Here is a 24,636-nt window from a genome sequence, read left to right as displayed (position 1 = left end):
TCGCACGGCCCGATCCGGCCATCACGGCTCCTCCGGCCGGACGACGGCCAGGACCGCGTCCATGTCGACCGCCTGGCCCGCGCGGACCGGCAGCTCGGCGACCGTTCCCGCGACGGGGGCGGTCACGGTGTGCTCCATCTTCATCGCCTCGACGATGACCAGCGGCTGGCCCTCCTCGACCCGCTCACCGGCGGTCACCTTCACCAGGAGCACGGTGCCGGGCATCGGGCTGCGGACCACGCCGTCCCCGGCCCCGGCCGCGCCCGCCCGGTCCCCGGGGTCGCCCAGGTGGTGGCGGGTGAGCGCCCAGGTGTCGCCGTCGCGGCCGAGCCAGACCGTGTCGCCGTCGCGGGCGGCCGTGTAGCGGCGCCGTACCCCGTCGAGGGTGACGAGCAGGCCGGTCCCGTCCCGCTCCAGCCGCGCCCGCAGGGTGCGGTCGCCCTCCTCGCCCTCGTGCGCGGGCAGCCGGACCTCGGCGCCGGAGGCGGGCAGGCCCCGCACGGCGATCCCGGCCACGCCGTCGCGGCTCTCCAGGCGCCAGGTGGTCCACGCGGCCGGGGAGCCCGGCCGCCAGCCGTCGGGGACGTCCCACGGGTCGGCCGGGGCGGCGGGCACCCGCTCGTGCTGCAGGAGCAGGGCCGCGGCGGCCAGGACGTCGCCGGGCGTCGCGGCGCCGGGGACCAGCTCGTCGAGGCGGCGCTCGACCAGGCCGGTGTCGAGGTCGCCGGCGACCACCTCGGGGTGGGTGACCAGCGCCCGCAGGAAGGCGATGTTCGTCGTCACGCCGAGGACGGTCGTCGCGGCCAGGGCGCCGTCGAGGGTGCGCAGCGCGCTCGCCCGGTCCGGGCCCCAGGCGATGACCTTCGACAGCATCGGGTCGTAGTCGCTGCCGACCCTCCCGCCGACCGCGATGCCGGAGTCCACTCGGATCGTGGGAGATTCGGGGCCGGGGAGGCCGGGTTCGTGGAGGGCGAGGATGCGGCCGCCGGTGGGCAGGAAGCCGCGGGCGGGGTCCTCGGCGTAGACGCGGGCCTCGACGGCGTGGCCGCGCAGCCGTACCTCGTCCTGGGTGAGCGGGAGCCGCTCGCCCGCCGCCACCCGCAGCTGGAGCTCGACCAGGTCCAGACCGGTGACCATCTCGGTGACCGGGTGCTCGACCTGCAGGCGGGTGTTCATCTCCATGAAGTAGTAGTCGGCCGTGGCGCCCTGGACGATGAACTCCACCGTCCCGGCGCCGACGTAGCCGACGGACCGGGCCGCCTCCACCGCCGCCGCGCCCATCCGGGCCCGGGTCTCCTCGTCGAGCAGCGGGGACGGCGCCTCCTCGATGATCTTCTGGTGACGGCGCTGCAGGCTGCACTCGCGCTCGCCCAGGTGGATGACGTTGCCGTGGGTGTCGGCCAGCACCTGGATCTCGATGTGCCGGGGATTCTCCACGAACCGCTCGATCAGCAGGGTCGCGTCGCCGAACGCCGCGGCGGCCGTACGGCGGGCGGAGGCCAGCGCGTCCGGCAGCTCGGCGGCGGAGCGGACCAGCACCATGCCCTTGCCGCCGCCGCCCGCCGACGGCTTGATCAGCGCGGGGAAGCCGATCTCGGCGGTGAGCAGGTCGTCGGCCGGCTCGGCCGCGCCGGGCACCACCGGCACCCCGGCCGCCGCGACGGTCTCCTTGGCGCGGATCTTGTCGCCCATGGCCTCGATGGCCTCCGCCGGCGGCCCGACGAAGACCAGCCCGGCCTCGGCGCAGCGCCGGGCGAAGGCGGTGTTCTCGGCCAGGAAGCCGTAGCCGGGGTGGACGGCCCGGGCTCCGGTGGCCGCGGCGGCCTCGACGATGCCCTCGATGTCGAGGTAGCCGCCGGGGAGCCGGACCGCCACGTCGGCCTCACGGACGTGCGGCGCCCCGGCGTCGGCGTCGCTGTGCACGGCGACGGAGCGGACGCCCAGCCGCCGGAGGGTGCGGATGATCCGCAGGGCGATCTCGCCCCGGTTGGCGATGAGGACGGTGTGGAACATCGCGGGTGAGCCTGGCAGGTGTGTCATGGTCGCGGTCACATCCGGAAGACGCCGTAGCCGACGGGGTCGAGGGGGGCGTTGGCCGAGGCGGACAGGGCCAGGCCGAGGACGGTGCGGGTGTCGAGCGGGTCGATGACGCCGTCGTCCCACAGGCGGGCGGTGGAGTAGTAGGGGTTGCCCTGGTTCTCGTACTGCTCGCGGATGGGCCGCTTGAACTCCTCTTCCTCCTGCGCGCTCCAGGCGTCGCCGAGCTGGTCGCGGCGGACGGTGGCCAGCACGTTGGCGGCCTGCTCGCCGCCCATCACCGAGATCCGGGCGTTGGGCCACATCCACAGGAAGCGGGGCGAGTAGGCGCGTCCGGCCATGGCGTAGTTGCCCGCGCCGAAGGAGCCGCCGATGACGACGGTGAACTTGGGCACCCGGGCGCAGGAGACGGCGGTGACCATCTTGGCGCCGTGCTTGGCGATGCCCCCGGCCTCGTAGGCCCGGCCGACCATGAAGCCGCTGATGTTCTGCAGGAAGACCAGCGGGACGGCACGGCGGTCGCACAGCTCGATGAAGTGCGCGCCCTTGAGCGCGGACTCGGCGAACAGGATGCCGTTGTTGGCGATGATCCCGACCGGGTGGCCGTGGATGCGGGCGAAACCGGTGACGAGCGTGGAGCCGTACTCCGCCTTGAACTCGCCGAAGCGGCTGCCGTCGACGATGCGGGCGATGACCTCGCGGACGTCGTACGGCGTGCGGGTGTCGGCGGGCACGATGCCGTACAGGTCGCGGGGGTCGTGCACGGGCTCCTCGGAGGGCGCCCGCTCCCACGGCGCGGACGGCCGGGGGCCGAGGGTCGAGACGATGTCGCGGACGATCCGCAGGGCGTGGGCGTCGTCCTCGGCCAGGTGGTCGGTGACGCCGCTGACCCGGGCGTGCAGGTCGCCGCCGCCGAGCTCCTCGGCGGTGACCTCCTCGCCGGTGGCGGCCTTCACCAGCGGCGGGCCGCCCAGGAAGATCGTGCCCTGGTTGCGCACGATGACGGCCTCGTCGCTCATCGCCGGGACGTAGGCGCCGCCCGCCGTGCAGGAGCCGAGGACCGCGGCGATCTGCGGGATGCCCCGCGCCGACATGGTGGCCTGGTTGTAGAAGATCCGGCCGAAGTGCTCGCGGTCCGGGAAGACCTCGTCCTGCCGGGGCAGGAACGCGCCGCCGGAGTCGACGAGGTAGACGCACGGCAGGTTGTTGTGGAGGGCGACCTCCTGGGCCCGCAGGTGCTTCTTGACCGTGACCGGATAGTAGGTGCCGCCCTTGACGGTGGCGTCGTTGGCGACGACCACGCACTCTCGGCCGGAGACCCGGCCGACGCCGGTGATGATCCCGGCCGCCGGGGCCTCGTCGCCGTACATGCCGGTGGCGGCCAGCTGGGACAGCTCCAGGAACCGGGAGCCCGGGTCGAGCAGGGTGTCGACGCGGTCGCGGGGAAGGAGTTTGCCGCGCGAGACGTGCCGGGCCCGCGACTTCTCCGGACCGCCCAGCGCCGCGGTCGCGACCCGCTCGCGCAGGTCTGCGGCGAGCCGCTCGTTGGTCCCGGCGTTGGCCTTGAAGCCCTCGCCGCCGGGGTCGCAGGTGCTTCGCAGCACCGGCCAGCCACCCATGTGAGCCCCCTCCACCCGGCTCCGTCGCCGGGGTTAACGGTCACTAACCCTACCGAGGATGTTAGTCATCATTAACCTCACCGTCTACTATGCGAGAGGTGACGACTGCCCAGACCCCTACCCGCAATCGCGGGTCACGGCGCACGGAGATCCTGGACGCCGCCGCCCGGCTGTTCGCGGCGCGCGGCTTCCACGGCGTGTCCATCGAGGACATCGGCGCGGCGGTCGGCACCTCGGGTCCCGCCCTGTACCGGCACTTCAGCGGCAAGGAGGCGCTGCTGGCCGAGATGCTGCTGGACGTCAGCGAGCGGCTGCACGCCTCGGCCGCCGACCGGGTCACCGCGGCCTCCGACGCCGAGCAGGCCCTGGACGCCCTGCTCAACGGCCAGATCGAGTTCGCTCTCGGCCATCCCGCGCTGATCACCGTGCACGACCGCGAGCTCGGCAACGTCCCAGAACCGGCCCGCCGGCAGATCCGCCGCCTGCAGCGCCTGTACGTCGAGGAGTGGGTCACGGTGCTGAGCGAGCTCTACCCCGGCTGCCCGCCGGCCCGGCTGCGCGCCGCCACCCACGCCGTCTTCGGCCTGCTCAACTCCACCCCGCACAGCGCGGGCGAGCTGCCGCCCGAGGCCATGGCCCCCCTGATGCGCGCGATGGCGCGGGCGGCGCTCGCCGAGGCCGGGAATTAACGATCGCTAACAAAAAAGGGGCGCGCCGGACAGGCGCGCACCCCGGTGCACACAGAACGATCGGGAACTCAGCCCCAGACAACGTCTCGCCGCATGACACCCTCCCTTCCGTCGACTCCGTACCGCCACCGCGGTGATCATAAGTAATTCATATGAGGTTGCTCTATATATGGACATATAGAGAGACCAATTCTCCCGGCACCGGGACATACGAATCAGAGATTTGACATTCGGACGCGCTCGGCGTCGAGCGGTTCGCACCAGGTCGTGAGCATGCCGAGTCAGGGCGGCCGGGATGTCAACCGTTCCACAGCCGCGCGTGCGCCGTACCGGCGGGAACGGACAGCAACTGTGCGTCCACCGGTGCTGACGTGACCAGAATTACCAGGATGACCGAAACTCCTATATGTCCCCTTATGTAAGGATGAATCGCCTATGATCATCCGGAGATCGCCGCGTTCCTCGCCCTGCGGGATCCGAGCCCCTCCCATAACGCTGGAGATCACACGTCGATGGCCGAGAAAGCCCGGGGGACCACCGGCGCGTCGCCGGCGGAGGACGCCGCCGATCCCGCACCCGGCCGCACCGCCGACCGGCCCGCCACCTTCCGGGAGGTCTTCGGCGTCGCCGAGTACCGCTATCTCTTCGCCTCGGCGATCCTGTCGTGGATCGGCGACTACTTCGCCCGGGTGGCGGTCGCCTATCTGATCTTCCGCGACACCGGCTCGGTGCTGCTGTCGGCGGCGGGCTTCGCCATCAGTTACCTGCCCTGGGTGGCCGGGGGCCCCATCCTGGCCGCGCTCGCGGAACGGTATCCGTACCGGCGCGTGATGATCCTGTGCGATGTCGCCCGGACGGCGCTGATCGCACTGATGGCCGTGCCCGACATGCCGCTGCCCGCGCTGCTCCTGCTCCTGCTGGCCGCCTCGGTCCTCACCCCGCCGTTCCAGGCCGCCCGCTCGGCCATGCTGGCGCAGGTGCTGGACGGGGACCGGTACGTGGTGGGCCTGTCGGTGCAGAACATCGCCGGCCAGACCGCGCAGGTGGCCGGTTACGCGGTCGGCGGAGTCATCACCGCCGTCGACGCCCGGGTCGCCCTGCTCCTCAACGCGGCCTCATTCGGCGCCTCGGCGCTGCTGCTCTGGCGCGGCGTGCGCCCCCGCCCCGCGGCGACGGGCGCGACCGCCCGCGCCTCCCTGCTGAGGGAGACCGCCGAAGGCGCACGGGTGGTCTTCGGGCACCGGGTGATGAGACCGATCGCACTCGTGGCGTTCAGCATGGTCGCCATCGTGATCGTCCCCGAAGGGCTGGCCGTCGCCTGGTCGGCCGAGCTCGGCGGGGGTTCACGGGCGGCGGGGCTGCTCATGGCGGCGATCCCGGTCGGCAGCGCCGTCGGCGCCGTGGTCATCGGCCGCATGATGGCGCCGGAACGGCGGATAAGGCTCATCAGGCCGTTCCTGCTGGCGTGCCCTCTCCTCCTGGTGCCGGCGCTGCTCTCCCCGCCGCTCGCCGTGGTGTTCTTCATGATGCTGGGGGCCGGGATCGCCGGCACGGTGATCGTGCCGCTGAACGGCCTGTTCGTCCAGGTGCTGCCCGGCGCCTTCCGCGCCCGCGCCTTCGGGCTCATGCAGGGCGGCCTGCAGATCACGCACGCGGCCGCCGTGCTCGCCGCCGGGGCGCTCGCCGAGGCGTTCTCCGTCGCGGCGGTCGTCGGGATCTGGTCGCTGTGCGGCCTGGTCCTGATGGCGGTGGCGGTGACGGCGTGGCCGTCGAAGGAGGTCATCGACGCCGAGGTCGCCCGCGCCGCGGAGCTCAACCGCCCGGTTCCGGCGTCCGGCTGAGGCTCGTACATCCCGCCCTGCGCGGCACTCCACCCTCGTTGAAGATATATCTTTACTATATCTAGATATTCGGTATATTTCGCCCTGGGGGCAAGGAGGAGACGGACACAGGGTCCGGGGAGAAGAATCAACCGAGACGCACGGAGGGGCGGTGTCGATGGCCGAGGCAGCGGTGGCCGTGAAGGGCCTCACGAAGACGTACGGGAAGATCGAGGCCGTCAAGGGCGTCGACTTCGAGGTGGCGCCCGGTGAGGTGTTCGGGTTCCTCGGGCCGAACGGCGCGGGCAAGACCACCACGATCAGCATGCTCTGCACGCTCGCCGACCCCTCGGGCGGCTCGGCCACCGTGGCCGGGTACGACGTGGTGCGCGAGCGTGACGAGGTACGGCGCAACATCGGGCTGGTCTTCCAGGATCCGACCCTGGACGGCTATCTGAGCGCCGAGCAGAACCTCAGGTTCCACGCCGAGCTGTACGGCGTGCCCAAGACGCTGGTGGACGACCGGATCCGGCAGGTCATGGAGATGGTCGCCCTGTGGGACCGCAAGGGCGACAAGGTGCAGACCTTCTCCGGCGGCATGAAACGGCGCCTGGAGATCGCCCGGGGGCTGCTGCACTCCCCCCGCGTGCTGTTCCTCGACGAGCCCACCGTGGGACTGGACCCGCAGACCCGCTCCGCCATCTGGGGCTACATCAACCGGCTGAGGCGCGCCGAGGACATCACGATCTTCATGACGACGCACTACATGGACGAGGCCGAGTTCTGCGACCGCATCGCGATCATCGACCACGGCGAGATCGTGGTGATCGACTCCCCCGAGGCGCTCAAGGCCAGCGTCGGGGAGGACAGGGTGCAGATCCAGACCGCCGACGACGAGGCCGCGATCGCCGCGCTGCGTGACCGCTTCGGCCTGGAGGCCGCGGTCCGCGAGGGCCAGGTGACCTTCGCGGTCGCCTCGGGCGAGCAGTTCGTGCCCAGGCTCTTCGCCGAGCTGGGCGTGCCCATCCGCTCGGTGAGCGTGTCCCGGCCGTCCCTGGACGATGTGTTCATGTCCTACACCGGCTCGACCATCCGCGACGCCGAGGCCGAGGGCTCGGCGAACGCGTGGATGCGGGCCATGGCCCGCCGCTGAGCCCCTTCAGTCAGGAGGTAGAAGATGGCCACCGACGTGGTGGGCGTGCGGATCCCGCTGCGCACCGCCGGACACGACATGCGCGCGGTCAAGGTCGTGCTCCACCGGGAGATGCTGCGCTTCGTCAACGACCGCACGCGCATGCTCTCGATGCTGATCCAGCCGGTGCTGTGGCTGTTCGTGATGGGCACCGGGCTCGGCTCGCTCGCGCAGGGGGCGATCCCCGGGATCGACTTCCGGACGTTCATGTATCCGGGGATGATCGCGATGACGGTCATCATGACCGCGATGTTCTCGGCCGGATCCATCGTGTGGGACCGGGAGTTCGGCTTCCTGCGCGAGATGCTCGTCGCCCCGGTCAGCAGGGGCGCGATCGTGGTGGGCAAGTGCCTGGGCGGATCGGTCGTGGCGGTCGGGCAGGGCGTCGTCATCCTGGCCATGGCCGGGCTGGTCGGCGTGCCGTACGACCCGGCGCTGATGCTGACGCTGCTGGCGGAGATGTTCCTGGCGGCGTTCACCATCACCGCCTTCGGCGTCACCCTCGCCGCGCGGATGAAGAACATGCAGACCTTCTTCGGCCTGATGCAGATGGCCATCATGCCGATGATGTTCCTGTCCGGGGCGATGTTCCCGCTGGCCAACCTGCCGTCCTGGCTGCACGTGCTGACCACCGTGAACCCGCTGACCTACGCGGTCGACCCGATGCGCCAGGCGGTCTTCTCCCGCCTGGACGTGCCGCCCGAGGTCGACGCCACGCTCAACCCCGGGGTGAGCTGGTTCGGCTGGCAGGTCCCCGTCCCCCTGGAGCTGGGCCTGGTCGCCCTCATGGGCGCCGTCCTGCTGGGGGTGGCGATCGTGCAGTTCCGCAGGAGCGACTGAGACCGGGCACTGAGCCGGGCACTGAGCCGGGCACTGAGCGGGCCGGGCAGGGTGCGGACTGAGACGGGACCGGGCAGGGTGCGGACATGGGACGGCCCGGGTGCTCGAGCACCCGGGCCGCCGTCGTGTCCGGCCCGCCGGGCGGGCCGGGGTCATTCAGGTCTCCGGCCGGAGCCGGAGGCCGTCCGGGTCGGCGCCCCACCTCATCGGGATCAGCGCCCGACCTCGTCCGGGGTCAGCGCTTGACCCGGACGTAGTCGACCCGGCTGGTGTCGCCGTAGAAGTCGTCGTCACCCTTGAAGACGAACTTCCAGTAGCCGGACTTGTAGGCCTTGGCCTTGGTGTAGAGCTTGCCGTCGTCGTTGGACCACGCGGTCTTCACGTAGTACCACTTGTGCGAGCCCTTGGGCTTGAAGTACAGCCCCACCTTGGACTGGTAGCCGTCCCAGCTCCCGTCGTCGCGGACCTGGAGCTTGCCGGTGAACTTCAGATAACGGCCGTAGCGGACCGGCTCGGGCGAGGCGTTGAACTTCGCCACCCGGCTGTCGGCACGCTCGGGCTCGGGCTCCGGCTCCGGCTCACGGACCGTCACGTGCAGGGTGCGGTCGGTGCCCTTGACGCCCTTGGCGCCCTCGAACACGGCCTTCCAGTGGCCGGAGGTGCGGGCCTCGGCGTTGACGCCGAAGCGGCCGCGGTGGTCGGTCCAGTCGGAGGCCACGTGCTCCCAGCGGGACGAGCCGTCGGCGCGGAACAGCACGTGGACCTTCTGGCCCTTGTAGCCGTCCCAGCCCTTCTCGGTGTCGACCTGCAGGACGCCGCGGACGTGGATGGTGTCACCCTTGTCCACGGGGTCGGGCCAGGCGCGGTAGTCGACGATCCGGCTGTAGACGAACTTCGGCGGCGTCTTGACGTCGACGCGGTCGGTGTCGCTGACCGAGCCCTTGGCCGCCGAGGTGGCGAAGAACTCCGCCCGCCACCAGCCGGTGACCTCGGCCGTGACCGTCGCCTTGAACGAGCCGTCGGCGGTCGTCTTGAGCGTGGCGATGTGCTGGTAGGCGTCGGTGTCCTTGGCGCGAAGAGTGATCTTCACGTCCTGGCCGCCGTAACCCTTCCAGCTCTTGTCGACCTCCTGGAGCAGCCGGCCGGAGACCTCGATCTTGTCACCCTTCTTGACCAGGTCGGGGGTGGCGTCGAAGTCGACGATCTTGGTTTCCAGCAGGGCCGCGACCTCCGCGGAGGCGGCGGCGGGGACCAGGGCGGTCCCGGTTGCGGCCGTCGCGGACGGCGCCAGAGCGAGGGCTCCGGCACCGATGGCCACCACGACGGCGATGGATCGGGTGCGTTGCAACATGCGGATTTCATCCTCCCCGTTGCATGAACGCGGCATGAGGGTGCCACGTAATCGTTCTGTCAAGTAGACGTCCAGATCCGGCAGATCGATGTCACATCTGACAAATAGTTATTAATAACTGTTGAATAGGACCGATCCACAGGATCCGCCGAGCAAAGCAGTCAAGGGTGGCGACGGGGACGCTCCGCCGAGACATAATCGGTTGCGTGGCGCGCGACACTGTTGAGACTCACTTCGCAGAGACGGTGGCGACCCTGGTCCCCGGGGCTCCTCGTGATCCCGCTTCCCCGGTGCGCGACGGCACGAGCCTGACGGGAGCCCGCTGCAGGGAGTTGTTCGGCTTCCAGCTCGGCAGCCGCCTGCTGGACATCACAGCACGTCACCTGCGCGAACAGGGCGAGGGCTACTACACCATCGGCTCGGCGGGCCACGAGGGCAACGCCGCGGTGGCCGCGGCCCTGCGCACCACCGACCCGGCCCTGCTGCACTATCGCTCCGGGGCCTTCTATCTGACCAGGTCGGCGATGGCCGGGCGGCTGCCCGAGGAGGGCATGCGCGACGTGCTGCTCGGCCTGGTCGCCGCGGCCGAGGAGCCGATCGCCGGCGGCCGCCACAAGGTCTTCGGCCATCCGGACCTGGCGGTGATCCCGCAGACCTCCACGATCGCCAGCCACCTGCCGCGCGCGGTGGGCACGGCCTTCGCCATCGAGCGCGCCCACCAGCTCGGCGTGCGCGGCAGGTGGCCGCAGGACGCCATCGCGGTGTGCAGCTTCGGCGACGCCTCGCTCAACCACGCCAGCGCCCTGTCGGCCTTCAACACCGCCGCCTACTGCTCCTACCAGGGCCTCGGCCTGCCGCTGCTGTTCGTGTGCGAGGACAACGGGCTGGGCATCAGCGTGCGCACCCCGAACGGGTGGGTGGAGGCCGCCCGCCACCCCCTGCTGGAGTACTTCCCGGCCGACGGCTGCGACCTGGCCGACGCCCACGACACGGCGCGGGCCGCCGCCGACCACGTCCGCGCGCACCGCTCCCCCGCCATCCTGCACCTGCGCACGGTCCGGCTGATGGGCCACGCGGGCTCCGACGTGGAGCTGTCCTACCGGACCAAGCGGGAGATCAACGCCGACCTCGAGCGCGACCCCCTGGTCGCCACCGCCAGGCTGCTCGTCGAGGCCGGCCTGGCCACGCCCGACGGGCTGATCTCCCTGTACGAGACGACCCGCGAGCACCTGTTCAAGATGGCCATGGAGAGCTCCCGGCGCCCGCGCCTGACCTCCGCCGCCGACATCGTGGAGCCGCTGGCCCCGCGCACCCCCGAGTCGGTCGCCCGGGTCTCGGCGGTGTCCTCGCCGGACCGGGACAGGGCCTTCGGCGGCAGGCTGCCCGAGCAGGAGGGCCCGCTGACCCTCGCCCAGGCGATCAACCGGACGCTGGCCGACGCGCTGGCCTCCCACCCCGAGGCGATGATCTTCGGCGAGGACGTGGCCCGCAAGGGGGGCGTCTACGGCGTCACCCGCGGCCTGCAGAAGCGCTTCGGCGCCGGCCGGGTGTTCGACACGCTGCTGGACGAGCAGACCGTCCTGGGCCTGGCGCTCGGCACGGGCGTGTCGGGCATGCTGCCGATCGCCGAGATCCAGTATCTCGCCTACCTGCACAACGCCCTGGACCAGATCCGCGGCGAGGCGGCCACCCTGTCGTTCTTCTCCCGCGGCGCCTACCGCAACCCGATGGTCGTGCGCGTGCCCTCCTACGCCTACCAGAAGGGCTTCGGGGGCCACTTCCACAACGACCACTCCGTCACCGCGCTGCGCGACATCCCCGGCCTGGTCATCGCCTCCCCGGCCCGGCCCGACGACGCCGCGGCGATGCTGCGCACCTGCGTCGCCGCCGCCCGCGCCGACGGCAACGTCTGCCTGTTCCTGGAACCGATCGCGCTGTACAACACCCGCGACATGTTCGACGACGGCGACAACGGCTGGCTGGCGCCGTACGCCCCGCCCTCCCGCTGGGCGGAGACGCACGTCCCGATCGGCCGCGCCCGCAGCTACGGCGACGGCCGCGACCTGACCATCGTGACCTTCGGCAACGGCCTGCGGATGAGCCTGCGCGCGGCGGTCAGGCTGACCGCCGAGGGCCACAGCTGCCGGGTCCTCGACCTGCGCTGGCTGTCCCCGCTGCCGGTGGACGACCTGCTGCGGGCGGCGGAGCTGACCGGCAAGGTGCTGATCGCCGACGAGACCCGCCGCACCGGCGGCGTCTCCGAGGCGATCGTCACCGAGCTGCTGGACGCCGGTTTCACCGGCAAGATCGCCCGGGTGACCTCCTCCGACAGCTTCGTCCCGCTGGGCGACGCGGCCAGGCACGTGCTGCTGTGCGAGGGCGAGATCGAAGAGGCCGCCCGCAAGCTCCTGGGCTGAGCCCCTCGTCGTGCCCGGTCAGAGCCAGTCGCGGCGTTTGAAGACCAGATAGAGGGTGACGCAGACGACCGCCATCAGCAGGACGGCGAACGGATAGCCCCAGGCCCAGTGGGTCTCGGGCATGACGTCGAAGTTCATCCCGTAGACGGTGCCGACCAGTGTGGGCGCGAACAGGATGGCGGCCCAGGCGGAGATCTTCTTGACCTCCTCGTTCTGGGCGTTGCTGGCCTCGGTGAGGTTGGTCATGTGCTCGTTCTGGGCCTGGGCGACCATGGTCGAGTTGACCACCAGGATGTCGTGGAGCATCTGCCGGAACCCGGCGACGCGCTCCACCACGGTGATCGCGTGGTCGGCCACGTCGCGCAGGTAGGTCTGCAGGTCCTCGGTCAGGCCGTACTTCTGCGCGCCCGCCACGAAACCGTCGATCATGGCGAGCAGCGGCCTGGTCGCCCGCTGGAACTCGATCACCTCGCGCGACAGCTCGTAGATGCGGCGGGAGACGCCGGGCTCGTTGCCGAAGACCTCCACCTCGATCTCGTCGATGTCGTTCTGCAGCCCGGCGACGACCGGGGCGTAGCCGTCCACGACGGCGTCCAGGATGGCGTCCAGGATGGCGTACAGCACCGCCTGCGGGCCCTGGGCCAGCAGTTCGGGGTCGTCCTCCATCCGGCGGCGGACCTGCGACAGGTCCGGGCTCTCGCTGTGCCGTACGGTGATCACGAAGTTGGGGCCGACGAAGACGTGCAGCTCGCCGAAGACGACCTCCTCGACGTCGTCGAGATACCGGGCCGGGCGCAGCACCACGAACAGCGTGTCGTCGTAGCGGTCGGCCTTGGGCCGCTGGTGGGCCACGATGGCGTCCTCGACGGCCAGCTCGTGCAGGTCGAATTCCTCGGCGACGTTGCAGATCACCGCGCCGTCCGGCCGGTAGAAGCCGATCCAGGCCATGCCGCCCGGGGTGTCCTTCAGGGCCGCGAAGGCCTCGGGCAGCGAGGCGGGGGTGGCCACCCGCCGCCCGCCGGCGTAGATCGCCCTGTCGACCACGTGCGAGTGGGAGGAGAACGGCTCGCTCTCCCCCGGCCGGGGATCCATCGACCGCTCCGGGGAGTCGAGCCCGCCCCGGGAACGGCCCCGCATCAGGGCGCGTAGGTCCTGCGCCCGCCGATCCGCCACGTCCGCCTCCTCAGCCGGTCCCGCGGGCCCGCCCGGCGACGGCGGTCCCGCCCGGCGCTCCTGCCCCGGATCACCGGTTTCCACCGTCCATCAGGTGCGATCTCGAGATAATCCCGGCAGCTATCCAGCATTCCCCGCCTGTCGCCGCCAGACTCGATGTCATGGGACGCTTTGCTGCGCCGTTCCGAACCGCCAGTGAGGAGAGCTGATCGTTGACCGACGTCTGGGTGACCCTTACCACGGCCCAGCCCGGGCCGCCCGCATGGGTCGTGCTGCTGTCCGCCGTGGCGGCGCTGGCCGTCGTGGCGTGGTCCACCTCCTGGCAGCTCTCCCGGGGGCTGATCACCATCGCGCACGAGGGCGGGCACGCGCTGATGGCGCTGCTGACCCGGCGCAAGCTCCAGGGCATCCGGCTGCACTCCGACACCTCCGGCGTCACCCTCACCCGGGGCAGGCCCACCGGTCCCGGCATGATCCTGACGGCCGCCGCGGGCTACATCGCGCCGTCGCTGCTGGGGCTGGGCGGCGCGTGGCTGACCGCCTCCGGGCACATCGCCATCCTCATCACGGTTGTGATCGTGCTGCTGGTCGCCATGCTGCTGATGATCCGCAACCTGTTCGGGGTGGTGAGCCTGCTGGTCACCGGCGGGGCGATCGCGGCGCTCACCTGGTACGCGCCGCCTGAGGTGGACGCGGTCATCGCCTATCTGGCCGTCTGGTTCCTGCTGTTCGGCGGGATCCGGCCGATCCTGGAGCTGCGGCGCAAGCGCAGGCACGGCCGGGTGCCCGACTCCGACGCCGACCAGCTCGCCCGGCTGACCTTCCTGCCCGCCGGGGCCTGGGTGATGCTGTTCCTGCTCGTCGCGGCGGCCTCCCTGGCGGGCGGCGCCTACCTGCTGGTCCCGCTGCCCGCCCTGAACAGCCTCTTCTGAGCGGGTTTCTCCGTAAGGCTCCGTACGGCCCGCGCGGCCCGGGACGATCGCCCTGGGCGGATCGGGGACGGGATTGTCGGGCGCAGGCCGTACGGTATACCGCGTGCCAGAGACGAACCACGAGATCACGCTGGACTCCGCCCTGGGCGAGGAGGCCGTGCTCGCGACCTACCGCCGGATGTTCGCCGCGCTCGCGCGCGACAGCGGCGCGGTCGTGGACGACCCCGTGCTGGTCGACATCGCCGAGACCCTGTTCGCCGCCTTCGCCGAGGCCGGCGAGGAGTGGCTGACCCACGAGCAGATGCGGCACGTCTGCCGGGCCCATCCGGTGGAGCTGTTCGAGAACCGGCTGCGGGTGCTCAAGGGCCTCGGCGCGATCCGCGAGGTCTTCCCCAAGCCCAACCAGCTGCGCTACCGGGCGTCGTTCACCAGCGTGGTGGGGCTGATGTTCATCCGGCGGATGATGGACGACGGCGGCCAGTCCGAGATGCACCGGCTGCTGGCGCTGGAGGATCTCAACGTCGCCGACCCCCGCACGACCATGGAGGAGGCGCGCGCCAGCGCGCAGAACCTGGCGCGGGCGTTCCGGCTCTGGGCGCTGGAGCTGATCACGCTGACCGGCGGCACCATCGAGGAGTTGCGCGAGCAGGCTCCCAAGCTCTGGGGCACCGAGGAGATCGCCCGCCGGGCGCAGAGCCTGCACGGCACGATCCTGAACCGCTGGCCCGACCTCGACCGCACCTGCACCGAGCTGCGCGCCGCGATCTACGCCTACAGCGACGCCTCCCGGCGCGCCGCCGGGCGGCTGGCCGACTCGGCGGGCACCACGAGGAACCTCACCCTGCTGCCCGCGGAGACCTGGCGGACCTTCGCCCAGACCGCCAGCAAGGAGCGCCTGGCCGCGGTGCTCGACGGCTTCGTCTTCGACGCCCCGGCCCCCTGGCACGACCCGGCGGCGATCGTCAGGGCCGTCGACGAGAGCCCGCGGCCCGCGCCCGTGCACCCCACTCCCCCGCGCTCGGCGCTGCCCGACCCCGGTCCCGCCGACTCCCACGACACGGGCCCGGCCGGGCTCGACCGGCTGGCCTCGGTGGCCGAGGGCGCGCTCGGCGGGCGCTCCACGGCGCGGCTGGAGGAGCTGCTGACCGCCGACGGCGAGTGGGTCTCCGCCCGCCGCCTGCTCGCCGACCTCGTCTCGATCGACCTGCGTCCCGAGTCGCCCTACCGCCTGCGCTGGTCCGACGAGCTCACCGCCGCCCCCGGCGCCGAGCCCGCCTGGCTGTCGCACGGCGTGCTGGAGAGGACCGGCAATGACGCCTGAGCCCGCGCACGCCCGCACCCGGGCGACCGGCGGTGAGCATGAGGGTGCAGGGGGCACGGCGCTCGCGCACGCCCGCGCCCGGGCGACCGGCCCGCTGCCGCTGGGGGCCGGCCAGCCCGCCCCGCCCGGGATGGTCCGGTTGGAGCACGGCGACGGCACCGGCTTCGCGCTGCCCGCCTGGCCCGACGGGGCGACCCCCTCGCTCCTGGAGGAATACCAGGTCGCCCCGGTCGCCGTGGAACGGTCCGGGGAGACCCGGCGGGTGCTGGCCGCGGCGCTGAGGTGCTGCTGGAGCGACCTGGCCGCTGGTCCCTGGCCGGGCACGCCCGCGCCGGTCGACGACGTGCTGGCGGCCTACCGGGCGCTGATCGGCCGCGGTGACGACCTCATGCGCAACTGGGCGATCGGCGCGCTGCGCCGCCTGCACGACTCGGCCTGGCTGGTGGTGGCCGACGGCCTGGTACGGCTCGGCCCCCGCTGCGCCTGCTGGCCGGAGGAGTCGCACGCGCAGCTGCGGGAGCTGGTGCGCCGCCTGCCCGCCCCCGGCCAGGCGGCGGCCGGTCTCGACGTGCTGCCCGCCGCCGGGCCGGACGAGGGCTCGGCGAGCGTCACGCCGCCCGGCGGCGTGGACGAGGACCTGCTCGGCCCCTTCGACGAGCGCCGCCGGGCGGAGATCGTCGCCGCGTTCATGGCGGTGGAGCACGCCGCCGAGCCGGTGCACGAGGCCCGCTTCCCGGCGCTGCGCGATCCGGCTCCGCGCCGGGTGCTCGCGGAGATGCTGGAGCGCCGGGGCCGGGTCCTGATCCAGGACCGCGAGCGGTGGACCTCCGGTTACGCCGACGGTGCGGCGGCCGGGGCGGGCACCCTCCTGGACGAGGCCCAGCGCGCCGTCCTGGTGCTGGTGCTGATCCACTCGGTGGCGATCCCCCGGGCCGAGGGCCTGCTGCCCGCCGACAGCTGGCTGTCGTCGTTCCCCGTCCAGGCGGAGGAGCTGCGGCGGCACACCATGCTGCCGATCGGCGAGCTGGAGGCCGCGCTGCGGACTCTGCGCCACGCCGGTCTGGTGACCCAGGTGAAGGCCGGTGAGGAGGCAGGCGGCTACGTTCCCGGCCCGCAGTTCCACCGGCTGACCGGCCCGGCCCGGCGCCGCCTGCAGGAGGAGCTGATCCTCGCCGCGGGCCCGCACACTCCGCTGGCGGCGGCCGTACGGGCCAGGCGCCGGTGAGCGCGGCACGCCCGGAGAGCACGCCGGGCAGAGCCGATACGAAGATCACGCAGAGGGAAGGAACGACGGGGTTGACCGAGCAGCCGGAGCGGGCCGCGCAGGCCGTGGACACGGGCCGGGCCTCCAGGACGAGTGCCCAGGAGAGCCTCGTGGCGGTGGACTCCGGGGCGAACGCGCCGAGCGAGAATGTCGTCGGCGACCGTGTCCTGGTCGCCGTGCAGGCCGTCAACATCTCCCGGCTGTCCACCCACCCGGTGCCGACCGTGCCGGGCACGCTGATCGTGGTGGCCGGGGCCGGGCCGAAGGACTCCAACGGCGCGGGCAAGTCGTCGTTCATCGCGATGATCACGGCGCTGCTCGGCGACGAGCAGTGGCGCTTCGCCTCCGGCGCCAAGGCGGTCGCCGAGCTGCTGTTCAACGCCGAGCTCGCCGCCGGGGCCGGTGGGAAGTCCTGGGCCAGCGCGGCCCACGGCTACATCGTGGGCGTCTTCTCCGCGCCCGGCACGATGGACGACGCGGTGACCGTCTGGTTGCGCGTCAACCAGGAGGCGCCGCACCTGGAGATCCGCTGGACGCGGGGAGTGCGCATGGCCGTCGCCTCCTCCGAGGCGGAGCGGGTGGCGCGGGCCGACGAGATCTGGGCGACCCTGCCGCGCTCGGCCGGGCGGCGCGACGTGGTCGCGCGCGACCTGACGCGGTTCCTGTACGGCGACCGCGTGCGGTGCGTGTCGTTCCTGTCCACCTCGGTGCGGAGCAAGGTCGCCACGAACCTGCTCTCCCAGCCCCTCAACGAGATCTCCCCCGAGCGGGTCTTCGAGGCGATCGCCGCGCTGACCGGCCTGGACTCCGAGCTCGACCAGGAGCGCGAGGCCCGGCGCGACGAGCACGCCAAGCGGGTCCGGGCCGAGCGGGCGATGGAGCTGCTCAAGGAGTTCGAGGGCGAGTCGCGGGCGCTGCTGGAGACCTTCGACCGGCGCGACCGGGCCAGGGTCAGCCTGGCGGACGCGCTGCGCTGCTGGCGGGGACGGCTGGCGCGCAGGCTCGCCGACGCCGCGCGGCGGGACGAGGCGCTGGCCGCCGACCTGGAGCGGTTGGATGAGGCGGGCGAGCGTGCGGCCGAGGCGATCCGTGAGGTCCGCGCGGAGATCGCCACGCTGAAGGAGGACACGCTTGACCGTGCCCTGGCCGCGGCCCGCGCCGAGCTGGCCGGTCTGCAGGCCCGTGCCGCCAGGCTCGAGGCCGACCGGGCCGTGGCGGAGAACTCCGCCGACGAGCTGCGCGCCCGGATCCCCGCCCTGCAGGAGCGGCGGCGCCTGGCCGACGGCCGCGACGTGCCGGCCGCCGAGAGCGAGCTGGCGCAGGCGAGGGCGCGGCTCAACGAGGCGCTGAAGGCCCTGGGCGTGGCCGACCGCGAGGTCGACGACGCCCGGGCGGCGCTCGACGACGCCGAGGGCGGCCCGGCCGCCGCCCAGCTCAAGGCCCTCGCCGAGGCGGGCATCGGCGCGACGGGCCTGCTCGACGCGATCGACGTGGCCGAGCACGCCCGCGACGACGAGGCGTCCGGACCGGGCGGCGCCCGGACCGGACAGGGCGGCACGGCGAACGGGCAGGGCGGCACGGATGGGCACGGTGGCCCGGTCGGTCGGCACGGCCTGCCGGGCGGGAACGGCGACGCGACCGGGGAGGGCACGGCGGCGGGGGTTCTGGCGGCCGTCACCGGGGGCCGCGGATGGCCGCAGGAGCACGCCGTCGTCGTGGACGCCGGCGACCTGGAGGCGGCGGGCCGCGCCCTGGCGGGCCTGCTGGGGTCGGTGCTGGTCAGCGCCGCGGGGGTCACCGTGGTGGGGTCGTTCGAGGCGGTGGCCACCGGCAGGGAGGCCCGGATCAAGGCAGCGGAGCTGCGGCTGCACCGGGCGCGTGACGTGCAGGAGACGGCGGCGGGCGCCGTACGGACCGCCGAGGACGGGGTGGCCGACGCCGGGCGGCGGCTGGAGGGTGCCCGGGCGGCCGTGGAGCTGGACGACCTGGAGCGGCGGCTGGCCGGGCTGCGCGCCAGGCTGACCGAGCTGACCGAGGCGCTGGCCGAGGTCGCGCCCCGGGTCGGCGAGGCCGAGCGGGAGGCGGGTGCGCTGGACTTCCGCGCCCGGACCAGGAACATGGAGATCGAACGCCTGGAGGGTCGCCGGGCCCGCCACGAGGCCGAGCGCGACCAGGCCCGCGAACGGGCGGCCGCGGTCGCCGCCGACCGCGAGGCGCTGGGGCTGGAGGCGCTGGCCCGCGACTGGGGCGGCACCGCCGCCGGGGCGCGGGAGTGGCTGGAGGCGCTGCCCGAGCACGAGCTCCCGCTGACCGCCGAGGAGTGGTGGCGGGCAGCCGAGCGCCGCCTGGACGAGGCGCTGCGCGACACCTTCCCCGGCGAGGACGAGGAGATGCCGGAGGAGCTGCGCTTCCTGCTGCGGGAGCGGACCGAGCCCGGCGCCGGCCGGACCGCGCGCGAACAGGCCACCTTCCCCGGCGTGTGCGCCGCGCTCTCGTCCTACCTGCGCGGCCAGGAGGAGTACGAACGGCACCAGCGCCGCCAGATCGAGACCCAGCTCGCCACCCGGCAGCGCGACCTGACCGCCGCCGCCCGGGGCGCGGAGGAGGCCGCGCAGTCCACCGCCGTCCACCGCGCGGCGCTGACCGCGGCGATCAAGGCGCGGCTGACCCGGGTGGCCGAGGAGTTCGACCGGCTGGACACCTCCTACGGCGGGTACGGCGCGACGCTGGAGTTCCCCGTCCCGGCCGCGCCCGCCGACCCCGAGCAGCGCTGGGCCTGGCGGGTCACGCCGAAGTGGCGCCGGGGCGAGGGGCAGGGGTTCGTGCCCTACAACCGGCGGGCCAACACCGCGCTGATGGACGAGAAGGCGGTCAAGCTGGTCTGCGCGGCGGCGATCGCCTCATCCGGCGGCGGGCACCTGTGCCTGGTCCTGGACGAGCTGGGCCGCAACCTCGGCAAGGAGCACCGGCGCGAGGCGGTGGCGCTGTTCCGCCGGATCGGCGAGACCTACGGCATCACGGTGATCGGCGCCCTGCAGGACGACATGGAGCCCTACGCGGTGGACGCCTGCGGTCAGTACATCAAGCTGCGCCGTTCCTCCGACGCCATGCCGTACAACGAGCCGCCGGTGATCATCGGCCACGACGCCCACGCCGACCGCGTACGCGCCCTCGCCTCCGCGGTGAGCCGATAGCCCCGCCGCCCTCCACTCCGGTCCGCGTGCCCGGGTACGGCCGTCCGCCCCGGCACGCGGGTCTCGCGGTACGGCCGCCCGCCCCGGCCTACGGCCGCCCGCCCCGGCACGCGGGTCCCGCCGTACGGCCGCCCGCCCCGGCACGCGGGCTCCGCCGTACGGCTGTCCGTCCCGGCTTGCAGGTTTCCCGGAGGGGATTACCCGCCCGCGAACGCCGAGGGCTCCAGGAACGGGCCCTCGGTCTCGGATGGCGGGGCCGCCAGCACGACGCGGTCGCGTCCGGCGGTCTTGGCGGCGTACAGCGCGGTGTCGGCGCGGCGCAGCAGCCGCAGGGGAGTCTCCCGGCCGTCCCACAGGGCAAGACCGGCTGAGAAGGTCTGCTCGTGCGGGGTGACCAGGCGCAGCGCCTCCAGCAGGTGCTCGGCGGCCTCCAGGTCGCGGCCGGGCATCAGCAGCACGAACTCCTCGCCGCCGTAGCGGGCCAGCATGTCGGTGGAGCTCAGCACCAGGCTCCAGGCGGTGGCGGCCCCGGCCAGCAGCTGGTCGCCGCCCTGGTGGCCGTGGGTGTCGTTGAAGCGCTTGAAGTGGTCCAGGTCGAGCATGGCCAGCGTCAGCGGGATGTCCTCGCGGGTGGCCCGTTCGTAGTCACGGACCAGCTGGGCGTCCAGGGTGCGGCGGTTGGGCAGCCCGGTGAGCATGTCGGTGCGGGCGATCTCGTCCAGGCGGCGGGCCTGGTGCTGCAGGCGGCGCAGCATGACGGCCATACGGGCCACGACCAGGACGAACAGCACCGCGGAGGCGATCGCGACCGGCCAGGCGCTGAGCTCGAAGCCGAAGGCGAGCTGCACGATCAGGGTGCCGGGGGCGAGCAGGACGACGGCGGTCAGAGTGAGCAGACGGCCGGTGGTGAAGGCGGGCGGCGTGTCGGAGGTGGGGCGCAGCAGGTCCCTGGCTGAGGGGTGCAGCGCGGCGGCGCCCCAGACCACGTACGACAGCAGGAACGGCGTCAGCGAGATCGGCATGCCGTGGATGATCGTGTCCCCGACCAGGACGAAGATCACGTCGCCGGCCATGACCAGGATCATGGCGGCGATGACCATGCGCCCGGCGGCGCTCCGCGCGCGCGAGGTCGCCAGCACCAGGACGAGCCCGGCCAGCAGCAGCACGTCGCTGAACGGATAGCCCAGCGTGATCAGCTGTTCCAGAGGGGACTCGTATCCGCCGAGGCTCGGGCTGATCACGAGCACCCAGTAGGGCAGGACCAGGCCTACCGTGAGGATGGCGCTGTCGAGCAGGGCCTCCCGGTTCTCCGGCGAACGATGGTGCCGGGCGAGCATGAGCAGAGCCCCGGCGACGAGCGGATACTGCAGCAGATAGAAGGCGTCGGCCGGTGACGGGAAGGGGTCGATCTTGGCGACGTGCTCGTAGTAGGCCCACATGGCGTCGCCCACGGCCGCGGCTAGCTGGCCGCCCGCCATGAGCGCCCAGAGCATGCGGACCCCGCCGCGGGAGCGGGCGGCCGCCACGGACGCGGCCGTGGCGCTGGACATGCCGATGGCGACGTACACCAGATCACGGGCGACGCCGTACGGCATCGCCAGGTAAATCGCCACGACGACGATGCCGCCGAGGAGATAGGCGCGCCAAACCCGCGAACTGTCCATGCCGCTCCATCGGCGAACATCAGCGACTTCTTAGCGTAGCTGTGAGATCGCTTACTGTCAGTATGTTGGGATCTTACCGGAATCGTCACCGTGGACCGCAACCCCCGCACGGGCGTCATCGGCGATCTACGGGCGGTCGCCGATGGTTTACGGGCGCCACCGGCGGCCGATGACGCCCCACCGGTGGAGGGTCGGACCACCGGCGGACGACCGGATCACCGATGGGGGCCGGACCAGTGATGGACGACCGGATCACCGATGGATGACCGGATCACCGGCGGACGGCCGGATCACTGATGGATGGTCGAGCCGTGGCGGTCCTTGCGGATCCGCAGCTGGGCGGGGACGCGGGTGCGCAGCTCGCCGACGTGGCTGACGATGCCGACGGCCCGGCCGCCGTCGCGCAGGCCGTCCAGGATGTCGAGGACGCCGTCGAGGGTGTCCTCGTCGAGGGTGCCGAAGCCCTCGTCGACGAAGAGGGTGCCGAGCTCGGCTCCCCCGGCCTCCGCGGTGACCACGTCGGCCAGGCCGAGGGCCAGCGCCAGCGACGTTATGAAGCTCTCGCCGCCGGACAGCGTCGCGGGGTCGCGGTCCACGCCGGTCCAGCCGTCGAGGATGCGCAGGCCCAGGCCGCCGCCCGACCTGCTCCGGTCGCCCGCCGAGCGCCTGAGATCGTGGTCGAGGAGATAACGCCCGCCCGACATGTGGTCCAGCCGCTCGTTGGCCGAGGCGACCACCTGGCGGAGCCGCTCGCCCAGGACGTAGGACGACAGTCGCATGTTCCACCGGTTGTCGGTGGAGTTGCCACTGGTCAGGGCGGCGAGCCGGTCGGCCAGGCGGTGCCGTTCGGCGGCGGGCCGCCAGCGGTCCAGGCAGTCGGCCAGCTCGGCGCGGAGCGTGACCAGCCTGGCCCGGCGGGCCTCGGCCCGGTCTCGGGCGGAGATCACACCGGCGTGGGCGGCGTCGGCCGCGTCCCTGGCCCGCTTCAGCGTCTCCAGGTCGGGCTCGGACTCGGCGGCGGCGCTGATCAGCTCGGGGTCGGCCAGCTGGGCGTCGACGGCGGCGCGCTCCCGGTCGAGGTCGCGCAGCTGCCTGGCCTTGTCCTCCTGCTCGGCGGCCGGGCGGACCGCCGCCCGGGCGTCGTCGAGCCCCCGGAATCCGGCCTCGGTGACCGCGGCCACGGCCCGCGCCCGCGCCGTCTCCAGCTCGGCCGCGGTGGACCTCTCCTCCCTGGTCGCCTCCAGGGCCTCCCTGAGCAGCTCGGCCTCGTCGGTCAGCCGCTCCAGCCGGGCGGCGAGCGTCGGGTCCTCCCCCCGCGCCTCGTCCAGACGCGCGGACAACCGGTCCGCGTCGGCGGTGAGGGCGTCCAGGTTCGCCCGGCGCGCGGACGACTCGACCGCGAGCGCGCGGGACCGCTCCTGCTCCCGCCTGAGCTCCGCCGTGACACTCTCGGCCTCCGCCATGAGCGCGGCCACCGCCCCGGCCGACTCCCGCAGAGCCTCCACGAGACGCTCCGCCTCCCGGAGATCCTGTACGGCGTGCCCGAAGGTGAGCGGGCCGGGCTCCGTGTGACCGGTGCCCCCCACCTCTCCCGAAGGCGCCACAGCGGCCATGGCTCCGTGTCCGCCGGCCCTGCCCTCGGCGCCATCGAGCGCCCTCGTGCCGCCGGCGACGAAGTGGTCACCGATCCTGTCTCGGGCGTCACCCGGCGCCTTCGCATCGTCGGCGGCGAGGTGTCCGCCGGCCCTGCCCTCGGCGCCGTCGGACGCCTTCACGCCGTCCGAGGCGGCGTGGCCGTCGGCCGGGCCGTCCTGCCGGGTGCCGAAGGTGTCGCGGTCGATGCCGTGGCGGGTGGCGGCCTCCTGGTGCCGGGCGGCGATCTCCTCGGTTCGCAGGGCGGCGGCCAGGGCGGTGGCGAGGGCGGCGGCCTCGGCGGTGAGCCGGTCGCGGCGGGCCTGGACGGTGGCGTCGCCGCCCCGGGCCGCGTCGAGGCGGGCCGTCAGCCGGGCCTGCTCGGCGTGGGCTCCGTTCCTGCGGGCGTGTCCCTCGGCCAGATCGCGGGCGATCTCTCCGGCGCGCGCCGTCACCGCCTCCAGCTCGGAGGTGAGGCGTTCCACCTCGCCGGCCAGCCCGGGCTCGGCCTCCGCGGTGGCGAGCAGGGCGTCCAGCTCCCGGCCGGCGTCGGCGACCACCTCTCCGGCCTCCGCGACGGTCAGTTCCCCCGCGACTCCCAGGGCGTCGCCGAGCTGTGAGGTGAGGGTGGCGACCTCGTTCTCCGCGGCCTGGCGGCGCTCCAGAGCCGCGTCGTAGGCGAGCTGGGCGGCGCCCTCGTCGTCGGCGGTGGGGGCCTGGGCGGCCGGCGCGGCCGGGGCGGGGTGGTCGGGCGAGCCGCAGACCGTGCAGGGCTCACCGGGGACGAGCTTGGCGGCGAGTTCGGCCGCCATCCCGTCGATGCGGGCCTGCCGCAGCTCCTGCAGCCGGTCGCGGAGCTCCTGGGCGTGGTCGACGGCCTCGGCCCGGGAGACCTTCGCCGTTTCGAGGGCGGTGCGCAGCGCGTCGCGGCGCCGGGCCGCCTCCAGCGTGGCGGCCGCGGCGTCGGCCGCCGCCCGGGCCTGCGGGATCCCGGCGGCCTCGGTCCTGGCGGCGGCCAGCCGCGCCGACGCCTCGGCGAGAACGGCGGGCAGCTCGCTCCGGGCACCGGCGAGCTCGGCCTCCCGGTCGGCCAGCTCCCGCAGGGCGTCGTCGAGGCCGGAGATCTCGGCCTCCAGCTCTGCCAGCCGCGCCTCGTCGGCCCGCAGCCCTTCCAGCCCGGCGAGGGCGTCGCGGCGGTCGCGCTCCCAGGCACGGAGCAGTTCCCGGAGCCCGGGCGTCTGCGGCGTGAGACCCTGCCCCGGGCCGAGACCGAAGGCGGCCATGCCGCGGTCATCGGCCTCACCGGACCCGGCCAGACCGCAGTCATCGATCTCACCGGACCCGGCCAGGCCAAGACCGCCGGCCTCGCCGGACCCGATCACGCCGGGACCGCCGACCTCATCGGGCCCGTTCGGGCCGAGAGCGTCGGCCCCGGCGATCCCGTTCAGGCCGAGAGCGCCGGCCCCGGCGGGCCCGGTCGCGCCGGGGGCG

15 protein-coding genes are annotated in these 24,636 nt (G+C 73.2%); 9 read left to right on the top strand and 6 right to left on the bottom strand.

The genetic code is table 11. The annotated features are described in order from the left end of the window. Positions 1-21: 21 nt before the first annotated feature. Together Psi01_RS16365 and Psi01_RS16360 are read right to left on the bottom strand one after the other, a co-directional pair. Positions 22-2,040: an acetyl/propionyl/methylcrotonyl-CoA carboxylase subunit alpha gene (locus tag Psi01_RS16365; protein WP_373872498.1), complete on the bottom strand. Its 2,019-nt coding sequence runs from the start codon at positions 2,038-2,040 to the stop codon at positions 22-24. Positions 2,041-2,048: 8 nt separating this feature from the next. Then, positions 2,049-3,656 carry a carboxyl transferase domain-containing protein gene (locus tag Psi01_RS16360; protein ID WP_204064879.1) on the bottom strand — a complete coding sequence of 536 codons (1,608 nt, stop codon included), beginning with the start codon at positions 3,654-3,656 and terminating at the stop codon, positions 2,049-2,051. A gap of 89 nt (positions 3,657-3,745) precedes the next feature. On the opposite strand from Psi01_RS16360, the gene Psi01_RS16355 reads away from it, so the two are divergent. The 4 genes from Psi01_RS16355 (at position 3,746) to Psi01_RS16340 (ending at position 8,197) form a co-directional block, all read left to right on the top strand. Then, complete coding sequence (locus Psi01_RS16355) at positions 3,746-4,345, top strand: SACE_7040 family transcriptional regulator (protein ID WP_204064878.1); 600 nt, start codon at positions 3,746-3,748, stop codon at positions 4,343-4,345. A 512-nt stretch (positions 4,346-4,857) separates the two neighbouring features. Continuing rightward, complete coding sequence (locus Psi01_RS16350; protein ID WP_204064877.1) at positions 4,858-6,186, top strand: MFS transporter; 1,329 nt, start codon at positions 4,858-4,860, stop codon at positions 6,184-6,186. 157 nt (positions 6,187-6,343) lie between these two features. Beyond that, positions 6,344-7,318, top strand: a complete 975-nt coding sequence (locus tag Psi01_RS16345) for an ATP-binding cassette domain-containing protein (RefSeq protein ID WP_204064876.1) — start codon at positions 6,344-6,346, stop codon at positions 7,316-7,318. Between the two features lie 24 nt (positions 7,319-7,342). Next, positions 7,343-8,197 (top strand): ABC transporter permease, encoded by an 855-nt coding sequence (locus tag Psi01_RS16340; RefSeq protein ID WP_204064875.1) that lies wholly within the window; start codon positions 7,343-7,345, stop codon positions 8,195-8,197. A gap of 235 nt (positions 8,198-8,432) precedes the next feature. Here Psi01_RS16340 and Psi01_RS16335 read toward each other — a convergent pair whose 3' ends face one another. Further along, positions 8,433-9,548, bottom strand: a complete 1,116-nt coding sequence (locus Psi01_RS16335; protein WP_204064874.1) for a hypothetical protein — start codon at positions 9,546-9,548, stop codon at positions 8,433-8,435. Positions 9,549-9,754: 206 nt separating this feature from the next. Here Psi01_RS16335 and Psi01_RS16330 point away from each other — a divergent pair, with 206 nt between their 5' ends. After that, a complete protein-coding gene (locus tag Psi01_RS16330; protein WP_204064873.1) occupies positions 9,755-11,965 on the top strand; it encodes a thiamine pyrophosphate-dependent enzyme in 2,211 nt (736 codons plus the stop codon). An 18-nt stretch (positions 11,966-11,983) separates the two neighbouring features. On the opposite strand, the gene Psi01_RS16325 is transcribed toward Psi01_RS16330, so the two are convergent. Continuing rightward, positions 11,984-13,138, bottom strand: a complete 1,155-nt coding sequence (locus Psi01_RS16325; protein WP_239127765.1) for a magnesium and cobalt transport protein CorA — start codon at positions 13,136-13,138, stop codon at positions 11,984-11,986. 212 nt (positions 13,139-13,350) lie between these two features. On the opposite strand from Psi01_RS16325, the gene Psi01_RS16320 reads away from it, so the two are divergent. The 4 genes from Psi01_RS16320 to Psi01_RS16305 all read left to right on the top strand — a co-directional run bounded on the left by Psi01_RS16320 (position 13,351) and on the right by Psi01_RS16305 (position 19,849). Then, positions 13,351-14,070, top strand: a complete 720-nt coding sequence (locus Psi01_RS16320; RefSeq protein ID WP_204064872.1) for a M50 family metallopeptidase — start codon at positions 13,351-13,353, stop codon at positions 14,068-14,070. Positions 14,071-14,173: 103 nt separating this feature from the next. Then, entirely contained in the window at positions 14,174-15,391 is a 1,218-nt protein-coding gene (locus Psi01_RS16315) for a hypothetical protein (protein WP_204064871.1), read from the top strand. Next, complete coding sequence (locus Psi01_RS43350; protein ID WP_239127764.1) at positions 15,381-16,616, top strand: hypothetical protein; 1,236 nt, start codon at positions 15,381-15,383, stop codon at positions 16,614-16,616. Before Psi01_RS16315 ends, Psi01_RS43350 begins: the two co-directional genes overlap by 11 nt. Before the next feature lie 71 nt (positions 16,617-16,687). Continuing rightward, positions 16,688-19,849, top strand: coding sequence for a coiled-coil domain-containing protein (locus tag Psi01_RS16305; RefSeq protein WP_239127763.1), 3,162 nt, complete (start codon positions 16,688-16,690; stop codon positions 19,847-19,849). Positions 19,850-20,046: 197 nt separating this feature from the next. Here the strand turns inward: Psi01_RS16305 and Psi01_RS16300 are convergent, their stop codons facing one another. Together Psi01_RS16300 and Psi01_RS16295 are read right to left on the bottom strand one after the other, a co-directional pair. Beyond that, the gene (locus Psi01_RS16300; RefSeq protein ID WP_204064870.1) at positions 20,047-21,513 is read right to left on the bottom strand and encodes a GGDEF domain-containing protein; all 1,467 of its coding nucleotides are present in this window, start codon (positions 21,511-21,513) and stop codon (positions 20,047-20,049) included. Between the two features lie 290 nt (positions 21,514-21,803). After that, a partial coding sequence (locus tag Psi01_RS16295; protein WP_275424530.1) for an SbcC/MukB-like Walker B domain-containing protein occupies positions 21,804-24,636 on the bottom strand: 2,833 nt, incomplete at its 5' end.

This window comes from Paraplanobispora siamensis (assembly GCF_016863175.1).
Lineage (GTDB): Bacteria > Actinomycetota > Actinomycetes > Streptosporangiales > Streptosporangiaceae > Planobispora > Planobispora siamensis.
Note: the sequence above shows the minus strand (reverse complement) of the source record. Positions and strands in the feature narration are given on the sequence as shown.

What these genes read in the sequence shown, in the direction of transcription:
- Psi01_RS16365 (WP_373872498.1), bottom strand. Translation starts at nt 2,040, where the DNA reads ATGACACACCTGCCAGGCTCACCCGCGATGTTCCACACCGTCCTCATC.
- Psi01_RS16360 (WP_204064879.1), bottom strand. Translation starts at nt 3,656, where the DNA reads ATGGGTGGCTGGCCGGTGCTGCGAAGCACCTGCGACCCCGGCGGCGAG.
- Psi01_RS16355 (WP_204064878.1), top strand. Translation starts at nt 3,746, where the DNA reads ATGCGAGAGGTGACGACTGCCCAGACCCCTACCCGCAATCGCGGGTCA.
- Psi01_RS16350 (WP_204064877.1), top strand. Translation starts at nt 4,858, where the DNA reads ATGGCCGAGAAAGCCCGGGGGACCACCGGCGCGTCGCCGGCGGAGGAC.
- Psi01_RS16345 (WP_204064876.1), top strand. Translation starts at nt 6,344, where the DNA reads ATGGCCGAGGCAGCGGTGGCCGTGAAGGGCCTCACGAAGACGTACGGG.
- Psi01_RS16340 (WP_204064875.1), top strand. Translation starts at nt 7,343, where the DNA reads ATGGCCACCGACGTGGTGGGCGTGCGGATCCCGCTGCGCACCGCCGGA.
- Psi01_RS16335 (WP_204064874.1), bottom strand. Translation starts at nt 9,548, where the DNA reads ATGTTGCAACGCACCCGATCCATCGCCGTCGTGGTGGCCATCGGTGCC.
- Psi01_RS43350 (WP_239127764.1), top strand. Translation starts at nt 15,381, where the DNA reads ATGACGCCTGAGCCCGCGCACGCCCGCACCCGGGCGACCGGCGGTGAG.
- Psi01_RS16300 (WP_204064870.1), bottom strand. Translation starts at nt 21,513, where the DNA reads ATGGACAGTTCGCGGGTTTGGCGCGCCTATCTCCTCGGCGGCATCGTC.